20 protein-coding genes and 1 riboswitch are annotated in these 20,870 nt (G+C 69.5%); of the genes, 15 read left to right on the top strand and 5 right to left on the bottom strand.

What is annotated here, in order from left to right:
- The first annotated feature begins 1 nt into the window (after nt 1).
- The 7 genes from Q0907_RS14035 to cydC are packed head-to-tail and all read left to right on the top strand — an operon-like array spanning nt 2 to nt 8,784.
- The gene (locus Q0907_RS14035; RefSeq protein WP_299345859.1) at nt 2-1,594 is read left to right on the top strand and encodes a 4Fe-4S dicluster domain-containing protein; all 1,593 of its coding nucleotides are present in this window, start codon (nt 2-4) and stop codon (nt 1,592-1,594) included.
- On the top strand, nt 1,591-2,106 hold the full coding sequence (locus tag Q0907_RS14030; RefSeq protein ID WP_299345856.1) for a FixH family protein: 516 nt from the start codon (nt 1,591-1,593) through the stop codon (nt 2,104-2,106). Before Q0907_RS14035 ends, Q0907_RS14030 begins: the two co-directional genes overlap by 4 nt.
- A gap of 8 nt (nt 2,107-2,114) precedes the next feature.
- Nucleotides 2,115-4,487, top strand: a complete 2,373-nt coding sequence (locus Q0907_RS14025) for a heavy metal translocating P-type ATPase (protein ID WP_299345854.1) — start codon at nt 2,115-2,117, stop codon at nt 4,485-4,487.
- Nucleotides 4,484-4,678: a cbb3-type cytochrome oxidase assembly protein CcoS gene (gene ccoS, locus Q0907_RS14020; RefSeq protein ID WP_299345851.1), complete on the top strand. Its 195-nt coding sequence runs from the start codon at nt 4,484-4,486 to the stop codon at nt 4,676-4,678. The genes Q0907_RS14025 and ccoS overlap by 4 nt, the downstream gene beginning before the upstream one ends.
- Nucleotides 4,668-5,393, top strand: coding sequence for a sulfite exporter TauE/SafE family protein (locus tag Q0907_RS14015; protein ID WP_299345849.1), 726 nt, complete (start codon nt 4,668-4,670; stop codon nt 5,391-5,393). The genes ccoS and Q0907_RS14015 overlap by 11 nt, the downstream gene beginning before the upstream one ends.
- Nucleotides 5,394-5,401: 8 nt before the next feature.
- The gene (cydD, locus tag Q0907_RS14010; protein WP_299345817.1) at nt 5,402-7,081 is read left to right on the top strand and encodes a thiol reductant ABC exporter subunit CydD; all 1,680 of its coding nucleotides are present in this window, start codon (nt 5,402-5,404) and stop codon (nt 7,079-7,081) included.
- Nucleotides 7,078-8,784 (top strand): thiol reductant ABC exporter subunit CydC, encoded by a 1,707-nt coding sequence (gene cydC / locus Q0907_RS14005; protein WP_299345814.1) that lies wholly within the window; start codon nt 7,078-7,080, stop codon nt 8,782-8,784. Before cydD ends, cydC begins: the two co-directional genes overlap by 4 nt.
- 78 nt (nt 8,785-8,862) lie before the next feature.
- On the opposite strand, the gene Q0907_RS14000 is transcribed toward cydC, so the two are convergent.
- A complete protein-coding gene (locus tag Q0907_RS14000) occupies nt 8,863-9,627 on the bottom strand; it encodes a helix-turn-helix domain-containing protein (protein ID WP_296282179.1) in 765 nt (254 codons plus the stop codon).
- Between the two features lie 400 nt (nt 9,628-10,027).
- Between Q0907_RS14000 and Q0907_RS13995 the strand changes: the two genes are divergently transcribed.
- The 3 genes from Q0907_RS13995 to Q0907_RS13985 all read left to right on the top strand — a co-directional run bounded on the left by Q0907_RS13995 (nt 10,028) and on the right by Q0907_RS13985 (nt 12,359).
- Complete coding sequence (locus Q0907_RS13995) at nt 10,028-11,392, top strand: DEAD/DEAH box helicase (RefSeq protein ID WP_296282178.1); 1,365 nt, start codon at nt 10,028-10,030, stop codon at nt 11,390-11,392.
- A gap of 62 nt (nt 11,393-11,454) precedes the next feature.
- On the top strand, nt 11,455-11,811 hold the full coding sequence (gene queD / locus Q0907_RS13990; protein WP_296282177.1) for a 6-carboxytetrahydropterin synthase QueD: 357 nt from the start codon (nt 11,455-11,457) through the stop codon (nt 11,809-11,811).
- Between the two features lie 155 nt (nt 11,812-11,966).
- Nucleotides 11,967-12,359, top strand: a complete 393-nt coding sequence (locus Q0907_RS13985; protein WP_296282176.1) for a phasin family protein — start codon at nt 11,967-11,969, stop codon at nt 12,357-12,359.
- 110 nt (nt 12,360-12,469) lie between these two features.
- Here Q0907_RS13985 and bioD read toward each other — a convergent pair whose 3' ends face one another.
- On the bottom strand, nt 12,470-13,138 hold the full coding sequence (bioD, locus tag Q0907_RS13980) for a dethiobiotin synthase (RefSeq protein WP_299345809.1): 669 nt from the start codon (nt 13,136-13,138) through the stop codon (nt 12,470-12,472).
- Between the two features lie 4 nt (nt 13,139-13,142).
- A complete protein-coding gene (locus Q0907_RS13975; RefSeq protein WP_299345806.1) occupies nt 13,143-13,868 on the bottom strand; it encodes a TMEM175 family protein in 726 nt (241 codons plus the stop codon).
- Nucleotides 13,869-13,950: 82 nt separating this feature from the next.
- Here Q0907_RS13975 and Q0907_RS13970 point away from each other — a divergent pair, with 82 nt between their 5' ends.
- The 3 genes from Q0907_RS13970 (at nt 13,951) to btuB (ending at nt 17,221) form a co-directional block, all read left to right on the top strand.
- Nucleotides 13,951-14,436, top strand: a complete 486-nt coding sequence (locus tag Q0907_RS13970) for a GAF domain-containing protein (protein WP_296282173.1) — start codon at nt 13,951-13,953, stop codon at nt 14,434-14,436.
- Complete coding sequence (locus tag Q0907_RS13965; protein WP_296282172.1) at nt 14,433-14,801, top strand: TfoX/Sxy family protein; 369 nt, start codon at nt 14,433-14,435, stop codon at nt 14,799-14,801. The genes Q0907_RS13970 and Q0907_RS13965 overlap by 4 nt, the downstream gene beginning before the upstream one ends.
- 208 nt (nt 14,802-15,009) lie before the next feature.
- A riboswitch (cobalamin riboswitch) is annotated at nt 15,010-15,231 on the top strand.
- A 124-nt stretch (nt 15,232-15,355) separates the two neighbouring features.
- A complete protein-coding gene (btuB, locus tag Q0907_RS13960) occupies nt 15,356-17,221 on the top strand; it encodes a TonB-dependent vitamin B12 receptor (RefSeq protein ID WP_299345802.1) in 1,866 nt (621 codons plus the stop codon).
- 41 nt (nt 17,222-17,262) lie between these two features.
- Here btuB and Q0907_RS13955 read toward each other — a convergent pair whose 3' ends face one another.
- Both Q0907_RS13955 and dinB read right to left on the bottom strand, forming a co-directional pair.
- Nucleotides 17,263-17,739, bottom strand: coding sequence for a hypothetical protein (locus Q0907_RS13955; RefSeq protein ID WP_299345800.1), 477 nt, complete (start codon nt 17,737-17,739; stop codon nt 17,263-17,265).
- A 122-nt stretch (nt 17,740-17,861) separates the two neighbouring features.
- Complete coding sequence (dinB, locus tag Q0907_RS13950; protein WP_299345797.1) at nt 17,862-18,932, bottom strand: DNA polymerase IV; 1,071 nt, start codon at nt 18,930-18,932, stop codon at nt 17,862-17,864.
- A 213-nt stretch (nt 18,933-19,145) separates the two neighbouring features.
- Here dinB and fabA point away from each other — a divergent pair, with 213 nt between their 5' ends.
- Nucleotides 19,146-19,661 carry a 3-hydroxyacyl-[acyl-carrier-protein] dehydratase FabA gene (gene fabA, locus Q0907_RS13945; protein WP_299345794.1) on the top strand — a complete coding sequence of 172 codons (516 nt, stop codon included), beginning with the start codon at nt 19,146-19,148 and terminating at the stop codon, nt 19,659-19,661.
- Nucleotides 19,661-20,869, top strand: a complete 1,209-nt coding sequence (fabB, locus tag Q0907_RS13940) for a beta-ketoacyl-ACP synthase I (protein ID WP_299345791.1) — start codon at nt 19,661-19,663, stop codon at nt 20,867-20,869. The genes fabA and fabB overlap by 1 nt, the downstream gene beginning before the upstream one ends.
- The last annotated feature ends 1 nt before the right edge of the window (nt 20,870 follow it).

The raw sequence follows: 20,870 nt of genomic DNA, 5'->3' as shown, positions 1-20,870 counted from the left end.
CATGTCCACGCCAGCCTCGCCTCCCTCCCCCGCCTCCGACAGCAAGCGCCGCATCCCGCTGGATGTGGTCGATGCGCAGGGCAACTCGTTCTACGTCAGCGAACGCAAGGTGTATCCGCGCGACGTGGCGGGCACGCTCAACCGCCTGCGCGTGGCGGCCGTCTGGTGGCTGCTGGGCATGTACTACGTGTTCCCGTGGCTGAAGTGGGACGATCGCCAGGCGGTGCTGTTCGACCTGCCCGCGCGCAAGTTCTACGTCTTCGGGCTGGTGTTCTGGCCGCAGGATTTCCTGCTGCTGGCGGTCCTGCTGATCATCGCGGCCATGGCGCTGTTCTTCTTCACCGCGCTCGCCGGCCGCCTGTGGTGCGGCTACGCGTGCCCGCAGACGGTGTGGACGGAAGTGTTCCTGTGGATGGAACGCTGGACCGAAGGCGACCGCAGCGCGCGCATGAAGCTGGATGCGGCGCCCTGGAGCGCGAACAAGCTGTTGCGCAAGGGCGGCAAGCACGTGTTGTGGGCCGTGTTCGCGCTGTGGACGGGATTCACCTTCGTCGGATTCTTCACGCCCATCACCGACCTGGGCGCGCGCCTGTGGCCGTTCGCCTGGGGCGGCTGGGAAACCTTCTGGGTGTTCTTCTACGCGCTGGCCACGTGGGGTTTCGCCGGCTTCCTGCGCGAGCAGGTCTGCAAGTACATGTGCCCCTACGCGCGCTTCCAGGCCGCGATGTTCGATCGCAACACCCTGATCATCGCCTACGACCCGATGCGCGGCGAACCGCGCGGCCCGCGCAAGCGCGGCCTGGGCAGCGTGCTGGAACGCGCGCGCGGCCTGCTGCAGAACACCACCGCCTACGACTACGTGATGCGCGCCGCCGCGCATCCCAGCCTCGCCGACCAGCGCCTCGGTGCGCACGGCACCATCACCTTCGCCGGTGCCGGCGCGGTGATCGAGCCGCTGCCGAAGTTCGTCCCCGAACAACTGGGCGACTGCATCGACTGCACGATCTGCGTGCAGGTGTGTCCGACCGGCATCGATATCCGCAACGGCCTGCAGTACGAGTGCATCGCCTGCGGTGCGTGCATCGACGCCTGCGACGACGTGATGGACAAGATGGGCTACCCGAAAGGGTTGATCCGCTATACCACCCAGAATGCCATCGACGGCAAGCCGTCGAAGGTGCTGCGGCCGCGCATCTTCGTCTATGGCGCCATCCTGCTGGCACTGGTGATGGCGTGGGGCTGGGGCGTGTTCAACCGCGACGTGCTGATCGCGGAAGTCCTGCGCGACCGCAACGCGCTGTATCGCGAAGTCGCCGGTGGCCAGGTCGAGAACAGCTACACCCTCAAACTGGTCAACAAGGACCAGCAATCGCATCGCTATGTCGTCATGCTGTCGTCGGCCTCGCCCGGCATCCGCCTGCGCGGCGGCGAGCTGGCGGTGCGTGCCGAGCCCGAGGAGGTCCTGTCGCTGCCCGTCGCCGCCACCGCTCCCGCCAGCCTGCGCGGCCGCCATGCCGTGACGTTCACCGTCCGCGACGTCGATGCCGGCACCGAGAAGACCGTGGACAGCAGCTACTTCGGACCGATCCAATGACCACGAAACCCGACGCCCCCGCTTCGCGCCCGTTCTGGAAAGAACCGATGGTGTGGCTGGTGTGGGGCCTGCCGCTCGCCTCCGTCGTCGCCGGCATCTGGCTGGTGATCACCGCCGTGCGCGCGGGCGGGGCCGATCCCGTCATCGACGACGTGCAGCGCGTGTCGCAAATCCAGACCACAGACCTGGGGCCCGACGAACGCGCGCGGCAGCGCAAGCTGAGCGCTCTGGTGCAGATCCGCCCGGACCACGTGGCGCTGACCGCCGTGACCGGCGACTTCGCACGCGAGGCCTCGCTCGTGCTGGTGCTGACGCATCCCACCGACGCTGCGCAGGACCTGCGCCTGCCGCTGGCGCGCACGACCCGCGGATGGACGGCGCCGGCGCGGATAGACACGCGGCACGACTGGAACCTGCAGCTCGCGCCCGAGAACTCCCACTGGCGCATCCGCGGCCGCCTGCAGAAGGACACGCAGGCCGCGAGGCTCGCACCGTCGCTCGGAGGCGGCTGAGCCCTGTCATGGACGCGCCCGTGGTGTCCTGCCATCACTGCGGCGAACCGGTCGCCAGCGGGCATCCGGTCACGGCGGGCGACCACGCCTTCTGCTGCGGCGGATGCGCCGCCGCAGCGGCCTGGATCCAGGACGCGGATCTCGGCAGTTACTATCGCCTGCGCAGCGCGAACGCCAACCGCGTGCAGGCCGACCGGCTGGACCTGGAGAGCTGGGACCGCAGCGAGTTGCTGGACGAACACAGCCGCGCCGTCGACGGTGGCCGCGAGATCGTGCTGCTCACCGACGGCATGCGCTGCGCCGCCTGCGCCTGGCTGATCGATCGCGCACTCGCCCGCGAGGCCGGCGTGCTGGACACCACCGCCAACGCAGTCACCGGCCGGATCCGCATCACCTGGGATCCGGCGCGCACCAGGCTCTCCGCGCTGCTGCACCGGTTGGCGATGCTCGGCTACCGGCCCTACCTGGCCACCGGCGACGCGCGCGAACAGGCGCGCCTGTCCGAACGCCGGCGCTGGCTGCTGCGGCTCGGCGTGGCCGGCCTCGGTTCGCTGCAGGCGATGATGCTGGCCGAAGCGTTGTACCTGGACGTCAACGCGACCATGCCGCTGCCCACGCGCGACCTGTTCCGCTGGCTGACGTTTCTGGTCAGCACGCCGGTGGTGTTCTACAGCGGCTGGCCGTTCCTCGCCGGGATGGCGCGCGAATGGCGCGCGCGCCACGTCGGCATGGATACGCTGATTGCCGGTTCCACCCTGCTGGCCTACTTCGCCAGCCTGGTGGAGACGATCCGTGGCGGCACCCATGTCTGGTACGACGCAGCGGTGATGTTCGTGTTCCTGCTGCTGGCCGCACGCATGCTGGAACAACGCGCGCGCAACGTGGCCACCGCGCAGGTCGATGCGCTGGCGCGGGCGCAACCGGTGTTCGCGATCCGCGAGCGTGGGGACGGCACGCGGGAATCGGTTCCGCCATCGGCGCTGCGGGTGGCCGACGTGGTCTGCGTGTCGGCCGGCGAAGGCGTGCCTGCCGACGGCACGCTGCTCGACGGCGCAGCCGATTTCGAGGAAGCGCTGTTGACCGGCGAATCCCGCCCCGTGCGCCGTCAGGCCGGCGAGACCGTCTACGCCGGCACCACCTGCCGCGAGCGACCCGCGCGCCTGCGTGTCACCGCCACGGGCACTGCGACGCGCCTGTCGCAACTGGCGGCGCTGGTGGATCGCGCGCAGGGACATCGGCCGCCGCTGGCCCGGCTCGCGGATCGCATCGGCCGCCACTTCGTCGTCGGCCTGCTGGCGCTGGCGGTCCTGGTCTACTTCGGCTGGCGCCTGTATCAGCCCGAACGCGCCTTCGAAGTGACGCTGGCGCTGCTGGTGATCAGCTGCCCGTGCGCGTTGTCGCTGTCGGTGCCGGCGGTGCTCGCGGCCGCGCATGGCGCACTGGCGCGCTGCGGCGTGCTGGCGACGCGGCCCGACGCGCTGGATACGCTGGCGCGCGCCACCGACATGGTGTTCGACAAGACCGGCACGCTCAGCGACGGGCGCCCGGCGCGCGTCGACGTGCAGGCCTACACCGACCTGGACGCTGCGTCGGCCATGCGCGTCGTTGCGGCGCTGGAGAAGGACAGCGGACATCCGATCGCCAGCGCCTTCGCCGACATCGACGTGCGCCACCTGGCCGCGTCCGTCGTGACGTACGCCGGCCTGGGCGTGGAGGGCGATGTCGAGGGACGCCGGTGGCGCGTCGGGCGCGCCGACTGGGCCGCGGCGCGCAACGACGACGGTGCGCTGTGGCTGGGCGACGGCCAGCACGGCGTGGCCCGTTTCACCCTCCAGGAGACGCCCCGCGACGATGCGGCCGCCGCCATCGCGGTCCTGCGTGCGCAGGGTATGCGCATCCACCTCGCCAGCGGCGACGGCGACGATGCGGTCCAGCGACTGGCGCGCACGCTCGGCATCGATTCGGTGCAGTCGCGCCAGTCGCCGGAAGACAAGCTGGCACGCGTGCGGCAGCTGCAGGCGGAGGGCCGCATCGTCGCGATGGTCGGCGACGGCCTGAACGATGCGCCCGTGCTCGCCGGGGCCGACGTGTCGATCGCGATGGGCGAAGGCGCACCGCTGGCGCAGCAGGCCGCGGACCTGGTCGCCACCGGTCCGTCGCTGCTGCGCATTGCCGACGCCGTGCGCATCGCGCGCCTGTCGCGGCGCCTGGTGAAGCAGAACCTGGCCTGGTCCGCCGGATACAACCTGCTCGCCGTGCCGTTGGCGGCGGCCGGCATGGTGACGCCCTGGATCGCCGCGCTCGGCATGGCGGTATCCTCGCTGGCGGTGACCCTCAATGCGCTGCGACTGGCGCGCACCTCCACGGAGACGGCGGCATGAACATCCTGCTGATGCTGTTGCCGATCAGCCTGGTCCTGCTGGGCCTGGCGATCGCCGCATTCGCCTGGGCGGTGCGCAAGGGACAGTTCGACGATCTCGACACGCCCGCGCTCGACATCCTCGACGACGGACCGGCGCAGCCGCGCCCGCCTGTCGCCCCACCGCGCCGCGAAGGCGACGATGGCCCCTGACATTCCCGTCCTGCTCGCCGCGCTGCTGGCGGGCCTGGTGGGCAGCACGCACTGCGCGGTCATGTGCGGCGGCATCGCCACCGGCTTTTCGGCGGCGTCGTCCCGCGCCGGCTGGCGCAGCGCATTGCAGCTCAACCTCGGACGCGTCGGCGGCTACACGCTGGCCGGTGCGCTGGTCGGCGCTTTCGGCAGCGGCCTGCTGTCGCTGGCGCGCCACGACACCGCCGTGCTCGCCATGCGCGTCGGCGTGGGACTGGCGCTGGTGGTGCTGGCGCTGCGCCTGCTCGACCGGCGCGGTCGCCTGGATGTCCTCGCGCGCCCGGGTGCGAGGGTGTGGCAGGCGCTCCGTCCGCTGCATGCGCGCGTACTGCCGGCGGACACGCTGCCGCGCCGTCTCGCCGCGGGTGCGCTGTGGGGCTGGCTGCCGTGCGGACTGAGCCTCAGCCTGCTGACAGTGGCCTGGCTGCAGGCGAACGCGCGCGACGCCGCGCTGACGATGGCGCTGTTCGGGCTGGGTACGCTGCCGATGATGGTCGCACTGACGTGGTCCGGCGCGCGCCTCGGTCGCCACTGGCAGCGCACGTCGGTGCGGCGCGCGGCGGCCGCGTTCGTGCTTTTCGCCGGCCTGCTGACGATCGCCTCGCCGTGGCTGATGCGGCATCCCGCGCTGCACGGCGTGCTCGCCGCGCTTGGCTGCCAGCCACTACCGGCGTGAGCGCACGGATGAAGGACGCGCCCGCGGGCGCGACGGCAAAAGCACGCCTGGCGTCGCTCGGCGGGATCGCCCGTACCCCGTTGCGCGCCGCTTCTGCCTGCGGCGTCACCGGCGGCGTACTCGTGCTGCCGCAGGCCGCCCTGATCGCGCTTTGCCTGCAGCGCGCGCTCGTGGACGGCGCCGCTCCGGTCACGCTGCTGGCCCCGCTGGCCGCGCTGTTGGCGACACTCCTGCTGCGCGCAGGTCTGGGGTGGACCAGCCGGCGGCTGGCCGACCACGCCGTCGAGCGCATCCGCGTGGACCTGCGCGCCCGCGTCGCGCGCGGACTGGTCGCCCGCGGACCGGTGTGGGTGCGCTCGCAGCAGAGCGGCGCGCTGGCCGAACGCATGGGCACGCACGTCGATGCGCTGGAGGGGTACTTCGGCGGTTTCGTGCCGCTGCGCGCCGAGGTTGTGGCCGTGCCACTTGCGATCCTGCTGGCGGTGTTCGTGGTCGACCGCGCCGTTGGCCTGGTGTTGCTGCTGACGATGCCGTTGGTGCCCGTCTTCATGATGCTGGTCGGCTGGGGCGCGCAGGCGGCGAGCCAGCGCCAGCTGCAGGCGCTCACTCGGATGGGCGGGCATTTCGCAGATCGGCTGCGCGGGCTGGGACTGATCCGCCTGTACGGGCGCGGAGAAACCGAGCTCACGGGCATCCGCGCCGCGGCCGAGGAACTGCGCGTGCGCAGCCTGCGCGTACTCCGCATCGCCTTCCTCTCGTCGGCGGTGCTGGAGTTCTTCGCCTCGCTCAGCGTGGCGATGATCGCGCTGTACCTGGGCCTGACCTACCTCGGCATGCTCGACCTGCGCGATACGTCCCTGAGCCTGGGCGTGGGGGTGTTCTGCCTGCTGCTGGCACCGGAGTTCTACGCGCCGCTGCGGCGGCTGGCCACGCACTACCACGACCGTGCGGCCGCCCTGGCGGCGATGGATGAGCTCGCGCTGCTGCTGGACGACCCTGCACGCCCAACGTTGCACGCTACTTGCGGAGCGGTGCCAGCACGTCCCGGATTGCTGGTCAGCGCGCACGGCGCCGCACTGCGCCATCCCGCCGCCACGCACGATGCGCTGCACGACATCACGCTGCACCTGCAGCGCGACCAGCACATCGCGCTGACAGGCGCCAGCGGTGACGGCAAGAGCACGCTGCTGGAAGCCTTGGCTGGCTGGCTTCCCGCGCACGCGGGCACCCTGCAGCGTGCGTCCGGCCTGCGCATCGGCTATGCACCGCAACGTCCGTTCCTGTTCGCCGGCACGCTGCGCGACAACCTGCGCATGGCGCGACCGGACGCCAGCGATGCCGACCTGGAGCGGGCGGCCGGCGCGGCGCAGGTCATGCGCTTCGCGGCACGACTGCCGGACGGGCTGGACACGGTGATCGGCGAACGCGGCTTCGGGCTGTCCGGCGGCGAGGCAAGGCGCGTCGCCCTGGCGCGCGTGTTCCTGCACGATCCCGACCTGCTGCTGCTCGACGAACCCACCGCCTTCCTTGATCCCGATACCGAAGCCCGCGTGCTGCGCGCGATCACGCAGTTCGCACGCGGACGCGCGGTGGTGATGGCCACCCACAGCGCGGCGGCCCAGGCCGCGATGACCGGGAGATGGCATGTCCGCGGCAGGCGCTTGCAGGTGGAGGAGGGAACACCATGACCGCACGCCCGGAGAAGGACGCGGACACGCTGCGCAGCGTGCTGGTGGCGCACCGACCGCGCATCGCCCTGTCCATCGGCTTGCTGCTGCTGACACTGCTGGCAGGCACCGCACTGCTCGGGCTGTCCGGGCATTTCCTCACGGCAGCCGCGCTGGCCGGAAGCGCCGCGATCGGCTTCAACTTCTTCGGGCCGTCGGCCGGCATCCGAGCGCTGACCTTCGTGCGCATCCTGTCGCGCTATGGCGAAAAACTGCTGGGCCACGATGTGACGCTGCGGATCGCGCGCGACCTGCGCGGCTGGTTCTTCGCCCGCGCCTTGCCGCTGGCGCCGCTGGGCCTCGGACGCTATCGGATCGGCGAACTGATGGCGCGGCTCATGGCAGATATCGATGCGGTCGACGGCCTGCTCGTCCGGGCGGTCGGCCCGTTGCTCGCGGTGCTCTCGCTGTGCCTGATCGCAACCGGGGTGGCCACCGCCGCCCTGCCGGCTGCAGGGCTGGTGCTGGCGACGGCGCTGGCATCGATCGCCGCGCTGGCGCCCTGGCTGTCCGTGCGCAGCGCGGCCGCACTCGAAGACCAACGCGCGGCTGCGCGCATGCGCCTGCGCGCAGCCGTGCAGGAAGGCACCGAGGGCCAGCAGGACCTGGCGGCGATGGACGCCACCATGGCATGGCTTGCAGCACTGGATACGCGCAGCCGTGACGTCGCCCGCTGGGAACTCCGGCGCAAGCAGCGGCTGGCGCTGGCGACGCTGGCACATGGCGTGGCGACCGCATTGACGCTGCCGACGATGCTCTGGGTGCTGTTGTCGGCCGTGCACGCGGGACGCATCGGTGCCGCGGCAGCCGGTGGCCTGTTCTTCATGACGGTCGCCGTACTGGAAGCCTGCACGGCGATCGCACCGGCGTGGCAGGCCTGGCGTGCGGCCGCGGTCGCCGCGCAGCGGCTTCAGCACGTGGTGGACGATCCGACCGCGACGGGCCGCGTGACCACCGGCGCGCGAACCCCGGCCGCATGCGGTGCGCTGCAGTTGGACGACGTGTCATTCGCCTGGCCGGGCTCGACGCGACGCTTGCTCGACGGCGCGCAACTGCATGTCGCGCCCGGCGAACGCGTGCTGGTGACGGGCGACAGCGGAGAAGGCAAATCCTCGCTGCTGGCGCTCGTACTCGGATTGCAGGCACCGCAGGCGGGGAGCGTGTTGTTCGCCGGCGACGAGGTGGCGTCGCTGGACGCGGCGCACTGGCACGCGCGCATCGCCTGGCTGCCGCAGGATGCCCCGGTGTTCTCCGGCAGCGTGCGCGAGAACCTGCGCCTTGGCGATCCCGATGCCGATGATGAGCGGCTATGGCAGGTGCTTGGACAGGTGAAGCTGGACACCCGCTTCCGCGAGTCCGGCCTGGCCACCTGGGTGGGCGAGAACGGCGCCACGCTCTCGGCTGGCCAATCGCGCCGACTGGCCCTGGCGCGTGCCCTGCTGCGCGACGCCCCCCTGCTGCTGCTCGACGAACCCACCGAGGGCCTCGACCAGGACACGGCCGATGCGCTGATGCGCGACGTCGCCGCAGCCTGCGCAGGCCGCAGCGTACTGATCATCAGCCATGCGACGCTGCCGGACGGCGTGGTGGATACGCGCTACCGGTTGCGGAATGGGAGACTGGTACGGGAACAGCCCATGCCGTCGGATGTGGCAGCGACGTAAGTCGCGATAGGGCTTTCCCGGTGCGCCTTCGCGACTTACGTCGCTCCCACAACCAGCGCCCCTCACATCCCGAACCCCTCAGGCCCGCGCTTCGGCCAACGCGTCCAGGCGCTCACGCTTGAGCAGCCGCACGTGGTGCGGATCGTCGGTGGCGATGCTGCCTTCCTGGCGCAGGCGGGTGAAGCTGCGGCTGACGGTCTCCACGGTCAGGCCCAGGTAGTCGGCGATGTCCGTGCGCGTCATCGGCAGGATCACTTCGCTGTCGTCCTGGCCCTGCCGCCGGCGGCGCTGCGCCATGTCGACGAGGAAGCCCGCCAGCCGCTCCATCGGATTGAGCCGGGCGAGGGCCATCAGGTTGCCGCGCGTGGCATCGAGTTCCAGGCAGGCGCGCTCCAGCAGTTCGCGCTCGAGCTCCGGATGGTCGTGGCACAGGCTGCGCATGTCGGCCATCGAGAACTCGCACAACGTGCTGTCGGTGATGGCCTCGATCGTGTGCTTGTAGTGCGAGGTACCGGAGAAGCCGATGAAATCGCCCGGCATCAGGAAGCCGGCCACCAGCCGGCGACCATCCGGCAGCAGCCGGATGCGGCGCAGCGCGCCCTTGGTCACGGTGAACACGCCGCGCCGCGGTTCGCCTTCGCGCACCAGCGCTTCGCCCGCCTTCAGCCGCGCATCATCGGCCAGCGCCTCCATCGCATGCGCCTTGGACACCGGCAGGGCCGCGCAGACGGCCAGGTGCCGCACCAGGCACCCGCTGCAGCCCCGGGCTGCCTGGCACACGACGCCTTCGGCGGGCGGACTGGCCACCGGGGTGTCGTTCTGGCGCAGGATGCGAAGGCTCATGGCGGCGGCTTCTCGGTCTTCCCGGGGGATGATACGCCTGACAAATCAAGGTTTCCGGCCGTGCGACAATCGGTCGCAGACGCGGGTTTCAGCCTCCGTTCCCCCATTCAGCCCCGGATTCGGGTACAGTGCGCGCCGCTTGCCTGCGGCCGTTCGTTTCCCCGATGGTCCGCCGGCGCAGGGAATTCCCCGCGAGTTCCCGCGCCCGCCCCGCTCCGACTTCTTTCGTTGCGCAAGCTCGGATCCGCCGTTTTTGGCGCCTCCGCACCCCTTCTCGCAGCGCGGTTTCAGGGAACGCTTCGAGTCACGGTCTTGCCGCATTCCGCGCGTCTTTCGCTGCCGCACATCGCTGTGCCGGCGTGGCGTGCGTGTCCGGCCGGCCGGCTTTGGAGCTTCGACAATGACGTTTGAACACCTGGGCCTTGCGCCCGCCCTGCTGCGCGCCCTCGACGAACAGGGCTACACCCAGCCCACGCCTATCCAGGAACAGGCCATCCCGCTGGCCCTGGCTGGCCATGACCTGCTGGCCGGCGCCCAGACCGGCACCGGCAAGACCGCTGCGTTCGGCCTGCCGCTGATCCAGTACCTCGCCACCACCCCGCAGGAAGTCGCCGCCCGCGGCCCGCGCAAGCCGCGCGCCCTCGTGCTGACCCCCACCCGCGAGCTCGCCGTGCAGGTGCACGACAGCCTGCGTGGCTACGGCAAGTACCTGCGCATTCCCAGCACCACGATCTACGGTGGCGTCGGCATGGGCAACCAGCTCGACGCGCTGCGCCGTGGCGTGGATCTCGTGATCGCCTGCCCGGGCCGCCTGATCGACCACCTCGAGCGCCGCAGCGTGGATCTGTCGGGCATCGAGGTGCTGGTACTGGATGAAGCCGACCGCATGCTCGACATGGGCTTCCTGCCGTCGATCAAGCGCATCCTGGCCAAGCTGCCCAAGCAGAACCGCCAGACCATGCTGTTCTCCGCCACCTTCGCCGAGCCGATCCGCGAACTGGCGCTGGAGTTCATGCACGACCCGAAGCAGATCCAGGTCACGCCGAAGAACACGGTGGCCGAGACCATCACCCACCGCGTGCATCCCGTCGATGGCAGCCGCAAGCGCGACCTGCTGCTGCACCTGCTGGCCAAGGATAGCCGGCTGCAGACGCTGGTGTTCGCCCGCACCAAGCACGGCAGCGACAAGCTGGCGATGTTCCTGGACAAGAGCGGCATCAAGACGGCGGCGATCCACGGCAACAAGTCGCAGGGCGCCCGCCAGCGCGCGCTCAGCGACTTCAAGGCCGGCCGCATCAACGTGCTGGTCGCCACCGATATCGCGGCGCGCGGCATCGACATCGACCAGCTGCCGCAGGTGATCAACTTCGACCTGCCGATGGTGGCCGAGGACTACGTGCACCGCATCGGCCGCACCGGCCGCAACGGATCGACGGGCGAGGCGATTTCGCTCGTCGCCCAGGACGAAGCCAAGTACCTGCGCGCCATCGTGCGCATGCTGGGCCGCGATGTGGACCTGCGCGACGTGCCGGGCTTCGAGCCGCAGACCCCGATCCGCTGGGGCAACAGCGCACCGGGCAAGGCCGAACAGCCGGCCGGCGAGCGTACGCCGCGTCGCAACGGCCCGCAGAAGCATGCGCGTCGCCCGCACAGCGAAGCACCGCGCCACGCCCACGCAGGACCGAAGAAGCACAGCAGCGGCCCCCGCCGCGACGGTGGCCGCAACGGCGGTGCCCGCCAGGGTCAGTCGCGTCCCGCCCGCTGAGTCGAACCCGACGCGCGGCACACGATCCGTGCCGCGCGTTTCCCCGTTTCCGGAAACGCCGCATGGACATCTTCAAGGTCTTCACCATCGAAGCCGCTCACCGGCTTCCTCACGTGCCGGAAGGCCACAAGTGCGCGCGCCTGCACGGCCATTCGTTCCGCATCGAAGTGCACCTGTCCGGCCCGGTCGATCCGCAGGCCGGCTGGGTGATGGACTTCGCCGACGTGAAGGCCGCCTTCAAGCCGATCTACGACCGGCTCGACCACCATTACCTCAACGACATTCCGGGTCTGGAAAATCCGACCAGCGAACAGCTGGCGGCATGGATCTGGCGCGAGGCCAAGCCGGTGCTTCCGCTACTGAGCGCCATCGTGGTGCATGAAACCTGCACCTCCGGCAGCCGCTACACCGGCGACTGAGGCGTGGAACCGGTTTCATACCAGTCCCTACAAGCGTTTGATTTTTAACGGCTCCTGACCGTTCGTCGGATTTCCATACGGCTATTATTGCACTGCAGCATGGACGCAGCTATGCTGCGTCGCAACAGATGGGAATCCCCTTTCAGGAGCACGCCATGAACACCCAATTCAACGAAAGCTTCAGCCAGTTCACGCACCAGTTCGCCGCGGCCGCATCGCGCGCCAACCGCCTGGCGCTGGAAAGCGCCGAGACCGTGTTCGGCGTGCAGCTGAAGACGTTCGAAAAGAACATCGACGCCACCACCTCGTTCTTCGGCGAGCTCGCCGAGACCCGCGACCTGGACGGTTACAAGAATCTGTGGCCGAAGGGCCTGCAGGTCGCCAAGGACAACGCCGAGCGCATGGTCGCCGCCAGCCAGGAAATGTTCGGCCTGAGCCTGAAGACCGGTGAAGCCTTCGGCCAGCTGGTGAAGACCCAGTTCGAAACCGCGACCGACAACGTCCAGGCCTCCGTGGCCAAGGCGACCAAGGCCGCCAAGGGCAAGTAAGACCCGCCCCGGACGTTCGCGTCCACCCTTTATTGCGCGGGTCCCCTCCCTCCGCGCAGCCGACCCGGTAGCCCCCACGCTGCCGGGTTTTTTATTTTTCGGCCCCGCGCCTAGAAAGGAAGCGCGATGTGCCGGCTGAGCGTGCCGGCGTCGATTTGCGGCGCATGCGGCAAGCGTCCCCAGCACGGCACCGGCATGCGCGCGGACAGCAGGGCGAAGTTTTCGTCGCGGCGCGCCATCTCCGGATCGACTTCGTTGGCGATCCAGCCCACCAGGCGCGCGCCGTCGTCCTGGATCGCGCGCGCACTGAGCCGTGCATGGTTGATGCAGCCCAGGCGCATGCCCACTACGAGCACCACCGGCAGGCGCAATTCCTGTACCAGGTGGCGTTGGTCCAGCGTGCCCGTCAGCGGTGCGGCCCAACCACCGACGCCTTCGACAAGCACCACGTCGGCCAGCGGATGCAGGCGCTCGAACGCGGACACCAGAACGCCCAGCTGCACGTCCACGCCGGCGTCGCGCGCGGCGATCTCCGGCGCGAGCGGCGCAGGCAGCGCATAGCGGTTCACATCCTCGTAGGGCGGCACGGGATCGCTGGCGGCCTGCAACGCGAGTGCATCCTCGTTGCGCCAGCCGTCCGGCGTGGCCTCGCAGCCGCTGGCGACCGGCTTCATGCCCACGGCACGCCGGCCGCGCGCACGGAACGCATGCAACAACGCGGCGCTGGCAACGGTCTTGCCCACGCCCGTGTCGGTACCGGTGACGAACAGCCGGTCCATTCGCCTAGCCCTCCACGCGCTCGGGCCAGCGGCGTTTGCCCCAGCGCTGCCCCCCCACGTGGACGATGCCGGTGAACGACAGGAGGAAGTAGACGCTGCCCGCCATGGCGACCTGCCAGGAGCGCGCGTGCTCGCCCAGCAGGCAGGCGATCAGTACCGACAGCAGACCCACGCCGACGAAGTACGCATGCGAGGCGATTTCGCCAGCGGCGTTCGCGGCGGCCTCGCCATCCAGACCCAGCCGCGTGCGTGCACGCCAGGCCAGCACGTACAGGCCGCCGATGCAGGCCGACATCGACGCGAACGCGAGTCCGTAGAAGGTGAACATGAAGGCGAGCGGGCGCGCGCCATTGGCATCGGTCAGCGGCATCGGCAGCCAGCCGCCGGTGATCCACGCGAAGAAGGTGCCCAGCAGCAGCCGCAGCGGATACACGTAGACCAGCACCAGGAACACGAGAAGCAAGCTGAGCAGCGTGGCCGGCACCGTGCCGAGGCGGTAGCGACGGCTCCAGCGCACGTGCGCGTACCAGAACATCGCCACCATCGCGAAACTGGCGGCGAAGGCCGGCACGTTCTTCAGCGCCTGCTGCAGCGCTCCGATGCTGTCCGGGATGCGGTCCACGGAGATGACCAGCAGGGTCACCGCGAACGCGAAGGCCGCATCCACGAACGCCTCCAGCCGGGTCACCCCGTGGCCGCGCCACCCGGCTTCATCATCGCCCGCGTTCATGCCCACCCGTGTCCCCGTCAGGGTTGCCGATGGAATGCATCATATCGGTCCACCGCGAGAGGCCGGGAGTAGAATCGACGGCATGTCATTCGCCTCCCAGACGCTCACCGGCAGCAAGCCGGAACAATACGCACAGCTGGCCGACCAGGCCCGCGCCCTGTTGGCCGGCGAACCGGACCGGATCGCCAACGCCGCCAACCTCGCCGCGCTGCTGTACCACGCCCTGCCCGACTTCAACTGGGCGGGCTTCTATTTCTTCGATGGCCGGGAATTGGTGGTCGGTCCGTTTCAGGGACTACCAGCCTGCGTGCGGATCCCGTTGGACAAGGGGGTCTGCGGAGCCGCCGCACGCACCCGCCAGACCCAGCGCGTGGACGATGTCGAGGCCTTTCCGGGCCACATCGCCTGCGATTCCGCATCGCGCTCGGAACTGGTGGTACCGCTGGTGAAAGGGGACGAACTGGTCGGCGTGCTCGATCTGGACAGTCCCCGCCTGGCGCGCTTCGATGCCGACGACCAGGCGGGCATGGAACGCATCGCCGCCATTTTCGTGGACTCGCTGACATGACAGGCACCAAGCTGCGCAACATCGGCCCCAAGTCCGCCGCCTGGCTTCGCCAGGTCGGCCTGCGCACGCAGGAGGACCTGGAGTCGGTCGGCGCGGTGGAAGCCTTCATCCGGGTGAAGCGTGCGGGTTTCCGACCCAGCCTCAACCTGCTCTACGCGCTGGAAGGCGCCCTGCTGGACTGCCACTGGCAGCAATTGCCCGAAGACCGCCGCGCGGAACTGCTGGTGGCCTACGATGCGGCCGCCGCCCTGCTGCCACCGCCACGCGGTCGTCCCGCCGCCGGCCCGGTGACGACCACGCACACCGAGCGCGAGGAAGACGCGGGTCCGTCGCTGAACCTGTTCGATTCGCGCGGCGACGACTGACCGCGACAATTCGCGTCATCTCGGATCCTGCACGCCACCTGCCTGCGACGCAAAGAAGCAGCGGAGCACGCTCGGCTCTATGCGCCTCCTGAAAGCAACCCTCGCGGGTCTTCCTGTCGTAGCGTCGAGCTTGCTCGACGCCAGACCGTCCGTTGGCGAAAAGCAGCGGAGCAAGCTCCGCTCTACGTGGCGGGCGGACGCTTCCCGTATAATGCGCGCGCTTTCAGGTGACCCAGGCATTCCTGCCACGGGTTGAAACGGGAAGCCGGTGCCCCGCGCAAGCGGCATTCCGGCGCTGCCCCCGCAACGGTAGGCGAAGACAGCCTCGGCATCGGCCACTGTGCGTCCAACGCATGGGAAGGCGCCCCGGCAGCGTGCATCGCGCACGCCTTCGCAAGCCCGGAGACCGGCCTGGAAGTCCACTGGTTGCGATGCGGAGGGCGTCGTGGCGTGCCGCGCCGCCGCTCGTCTGCCGCGCTGTCCGCAACGTTCCCTCTCCGTCATCGCGACTCCACGCCGACAATGCGCGCGGGGCGCGCGATGGAGTTGTTCCGATGCAGAGCCGTACCCTTTCCTCCCCTTCCCTGCTGGCCTTCGCGGTCGCGATGGCGCTGCCACTCGCCGCGCAGGCGCAGGACGCCACCAACCTCGACGAGATCGTCGTCTCCGGCACGCGCACCGAGGTGTCCGTCGAAGACAGCCTGGTCCCGGCGCAGGTGATCGGCCGCGAGGCGATCCAGCGCAGCCAGGCGCGCTCGCTGGGCGAGCTGCTGCAGGGACGCGCCGGCATCTCGATCGCCAACCAGGGCGGCGCGGGCAAGATCACCACGCTCAATCTGCGCGGTGCCGAATCCGACCACGTGCTGGTGCTCGTGGACGGCGTGCGCATGGGTTCGGCGACCGCCGGCCTGCCCGCGCTGCAGGACCTGCCGATCGACCAGATTGATCGCGTCGAGATCGTGCGCGGCCCGCGCTCGAGCCTGTGGGGCTCCGAGGCCATCGGCGGCGTGATCCAGGTGTTCACCCGCCGCAACACCGGCAAGGTACGGCCGAACGTCCGCATCGGCGTGGGCAGCGACAGCACGCGTGAAGCCAGCGCCGGTATCGGCGGCGGCATCGGCCGCGGCTGGTTCGGTGCCGACGTTGCGTATACGCGCACCGACGGCTTCAACGCCTGCCGCGGCACCAGCGGGGATGCCGCAAACCCGTTCGGTGCCGGCTGCTTCGCCGACGAACCCGACCGTGACGGCTACCGCAACACCTCGGCCAGCCTGCGCGGCGGTTACGCGTTCACCGACACGCTGACGCTGGAAGCCAACGCGCTGCGCGCCGACGGTGAGAGCGAGTTCGACGGCAGCTTCACCAACCGGTCCGAAACCGTGCAGCAGGTGTTGGGCACCAAGCTGCGCTACGCGCCTAGCGACAAGGTCAACCTGCTGCTGAGCCTGGGCCGCAACGACGACAAGTCCGACGACTTCCATGACGATGTGCCGTCCGGCTACTTCGAGACGCGTCGCTACGTGGCATCGGCGCAGGGCGACTTCACCGTGGCCACCAACCAACTGCTGACCGCTGGCATTGACTGGCAGGACGACAAGATCGAAAGCGCCACCGCCTTCGACGCCACCCAGCGCGACAACCTCGCCGGCTTCGTCGAATACCAGGGCCGCTTCGGCGCGCACCAGCTGCAGGCCAGCGTCCGCAACGACGACAACGAGCAGTTCGGCAACCACACCACCGGCAGCCTGGGCTACGGGTTCGGGTTCGGCAACGGCCTGAAGCTGACCGCCAGCGTGGCCACCGGCTTCAAGGCACCGAGCTTCAACGACCTGTACTATCCGTTCTTCGGCAACCCGGACCTGAAGCCGGAAGAGTCCGAGAGCGTCAACCTCGGCATCGCGCAGTACGCGGACACCTGGAACTGGACGTTCAACGTCTACCAGAACAAGGTGGACCAGCTGATCTCCTACGACGCGGCGATCTTTCTGCCCAACAACATCGACGAAGCCCGCATCCGCGGCGCGGAGTTCACCGTCGACATCGCGGTCGCAGGCTTCGACATCGCCACGCAGCTGAGCCACACCGATCCGCGTAACCGTTCGGCCGGCTTCAACCATGACAACCTGCTGGCACGCCGTCCGCGCAACACCGCGCGCATCGACGTGGACCGCGCGTTCGGCGCGTTCCGCACCGGCGTGACGTTCAACGCCGCGGGTGAGCGCTACGACAACCTGGCCAACACCGTCCGCCTGGGCGGCTACAGCACGCTGGACCTGCGCCTGGAGTACGCCATGGCGCCGGCATGGACGCTGCAGGCGAAGGTGGGCAACGTGTTCGACCGCGAGTACGAAACGGTCGCCTGGTACAACCAGGCAGGCCGCACCTATGGTCTCAGCCTGCGTTACCAACCGCAGGAGTGACGTCGCTTCCGGTGGCCCGCCTCCGCGGGTCACCGGCGCGTTCAGTGCAGAGGCCCGGTGCGGTGTCCGTACACGGGAATGCTGCCGTCGCCACGTACCGCCCGCAGCGTGTGCACGAGCTGGTGATACGTGGATGCCAATTGCGTGAACAGGTCCGCATAGGCGCTGCGCCCGCTGTCGGCCACCCCCTGGTAGGCGCCACGACCGAGGTCGACGAAGTACTCCACGCTCACGCGGCGCCGCTGCGCCAGCGCGGGAAACAGGCCCGCGATCAGCAGGCAGCGGTCGCCTACATCGCGCAGGGCATCGCTGCGTGCGCTGCCGACGCGCAGCTGCGCGTCCAGCCATTCCAGCGCCTGTGTGCGCGCCAGCAGGTGTCCGTCGCGCTGGTGCCGCAGCAGCACGAAGACCAGATAGCTCTCCTGCGCCTCGTCCAGCGCCTGTCCGCAGCGCGAACACGCCTCACGCACCAGCGCCTGCCACAGCTCGGCCGCAGAACCCTGTCGAATCGCGTCCATCTTCCGCCTCCCCTCAGGCCAACGACGCCGAGACTATCGCCGACGCGCGCGACGTGCTGGCAGACGCGCGCAGGGACTGCCAACGGGCAGCCGCCGCGTGCACAAGCACCCCGTGACCGGCATCAAGCGACGGTGTCGAACAGCCCTGGCTGCGTGGCGACCTCGTCGCGGTCGCGGAAACCCGACAGGCCTACGCCCACCAGCCGGTAGCGCGTCGCGGCAGGCAGGTCCACGCGCTCGCGCAGGGCCATCGCGATGTCGATGAACTCCTGTTCCGACGCCGGCGGCGCCTCCGGCGTGAAACTGCGGGTGAGGATGCGGAACTGGGACGTCTTCAGCTTCAGCACCACGGTCCGGCCCACGCGCTCGGTCTTGCGGCTGGCCTGCCACGCTTTTTCCGCGATGCGGACGATGTGCGGCTCCAGTTCCGACAACAGCAGGTCGGTGGCGAAGGTGTCTTCGGAGGAGATCGACTGCACCGGCTGGTCGGGCTCGACCGGGCGCTCGTCGATGCCGCGCGCACGCCGGTACAGGCCGCCACCGAAACTGCCGTAGCGTGCTTCCAGTTCATGCTGCGTGTACGCACGCAGATCGCCGACGGTACGGATGCCGTCGGCATTGAGCTTGCCCTGCATCACCTTGCCCACTCCGGGGATGCGTTCCACCGGCAACGGCGTCAGGAAGGCTTCCACCTGATGTGGCCGCAGCACGAACTGTCCGTCCGGCTTGCGCCAGTCCGACGCGATCTTGGCGAGGAACTTGTTCGGCGCCACGCCGGCCGACGCGGTGAGCCGCGTTTCTTCGCGGATCTGCGCGCGGATGGTCTCGGCCACGGCAGTGGCGGTCGGCAGGTCGGTCTTCGGCGCGGTGACGTCGAGATAGGCTTCGTCCAGCGAGAGCGGTTCGACCAGGTCGGTATGGCGGAAGAAGATCTCGCGCACCTGCCGCGACACCGCCTTGTAGCGAACGAAATCGGGCGGCACGAACACTGCCTGCGGGCACAGGCGTTCCGCGCGTACTGCCGGCATCGCCGAGCGCACGCCGAACACGCGCGCTTCGTAGGACGCCGCGCACACCACCGAGCGCTCGCCGCGCCACGCCACCACCACCGGCCGCCCGCGCAGCGACGGATCGTCGCGCTGTTCCACCGACGCGTAGAACGCGTCCATGTCGATGTGGATGATCTTGCGCATCACGCGATGATATCGGCCGCCGTACGCGATCGCATGGATGCGCGCGGAAACGATACGGTCGCGTGTGGAGATGCGGACAATGTGCGCGAAACCCTTGCCGCAATTGCGTTGCGCGGATGGTACGGCGGCGTATGGAAAAACCCGGTTGATTTGCATCAAGACAAGCGTATGCACATGTGTGCATTATTTGCGCTTCGCAGAACGGACGATGCAATGAACGCCCCCGCTTCCTTCTCGCGCGACCAGCTGCTGGCCAGCGCGCGCGGTGAACTGTTCGGCCCCGAGAGCGGCCGCCTCCCGAACGACCCGATGCTGATGTTCGACCGCATCACCGAGATCCGCCAGGATGGCGGCACGCATGGCAAGGGCATGGTGCGAGCCGAACTCGATATCCATCCGGACCTGTGGTTCTTCCAGTGCCACTTCCTCGGCGATCCGGTGATGCCTGGCTGCCTGGGCCTGGATGCGATGTGGCAGCTGACCGGCTTCTTCCTGACGTGGATCGGCGCGCCCGGCCGCGGCCGCGCACTGGGTTCCGGCGAAGTGAAGTTCACCGGCCAGGTGCTCCCCACCGCCAAACGCGTGAGCTACGAGATCGACATCAGCCGCGTGGTCAACCGCAAGCTGGTGCTGGCGGTGGCCGATGGCCGCATGCTGGTCGACGGCCGCGAGATCTACACTGCGCGCGATCTGCGCGTGGGCCTGTTCACGTCGACGGAGAGCTTCTGATGCGCCGTGTCGTCATCACCGGCCTGGGCATCACCTCCTGCCTGGGCAACGACGCGGACACCGTGTCGGCCGCATTGCGCGAGGGCCGCTCCGGCATCCGCCATATCCCGCAGTACGCCGAGCTCGGTTTCCGCAGCCAGGTCGGCGGCGCGCCCGAGATCGACCTCGATGCGCAGATCGACCGCAAGCAGAAGCGCTTCATGGGCGACGCGGCCGCGTTCGCGCACATCGCGCTGCGCGATGCGATCGCCGATGCCGGCCTGGACGAGGCCTTGGTCAGCCAGCCGCGCACCGGCCTGATCGCCGGCTCCGGCGGCGGCTCGGCCGAATGGCAGATCGAAGCGGCCGACCTGCTGCGCGCACGCGGCATCCGCAAGGTCGGCCCGTACATGGTCCCGCGCACGATGTGCTCGACGGTATCGGCGACGCTGGCCACCGCGTTCAAGATCAAGGGCGTGAGCTATTCGATCTCTGCGGCCTGCGCGACCTCCGCGCACTGCATCGGCGCGGCGGCGGACCTGATCCGCGCCGGCCGCCAGGACATCGTCTTCGCCGGCGGCGGCGAGGAACTGCACTGGGCCCTGACGATGATGTTCGACGCGATGGGCGCGCTGTCGAGCAAGCGCAACGACGACCCGACCCACGCCTCTCGTCCGTACGACGCGGACCGCGACGGCTTCGTCATCGCCGGTGGCGGCGGCATGCTGGTGCTCGAAGACTATGACCACGCGGTCAAACGCGGCGCGTGCATCCATGCCGAACTGCTCGGCTACGGCGTGACCTCCGACGGCGCCGACATGGTCGCGCCATCCGGCGAAGGCGCGGTGCGCTGCATGCAGATGGCACTGGAAGGCGTCACCAAGCCGCTGGACTACCTCAACACGCATGGCACCTCGACGCCGCTGGGCGACGTGATCGAACTCGACGCGATCCGCGCCGCGCTCGGCGACGCCCTGCCGCCGATCTCGTCCACCAAGGCGCTGTCCGGCCATTCGCTGGGCGCGGCCAGCGTGCACGAAGCAATCTACTGCCTGCTGATGATGCGCGACGGCTTCATCGCGGGCTCCGCCAACATCGAGACACTGGACGAAGGCGCGGCGGCTTTCCCCATCGTGCAGGCGAGCCGAGAGGCGAAGCTCGATACGGTGATGTCGAACAGCTTCGGTTTCGGCGGCACCAACGCCAGCCTCGTGTTCGGCCGCGTCTGAG

It is taken from the genome of uncultured Pseudoxanthomonas sp. (assembly GCF_947498795.1).
Classification (GTDB): domain Bacteria; phylum Pseudomonadota; class Gammaproteobacteria; order Xanthomonadales; family Xanthomonadaceae; genus Pseudoxanthomonas_A.
This window is presented reverse-complemented; position numbering and strand designations above follow the sequence as displayed.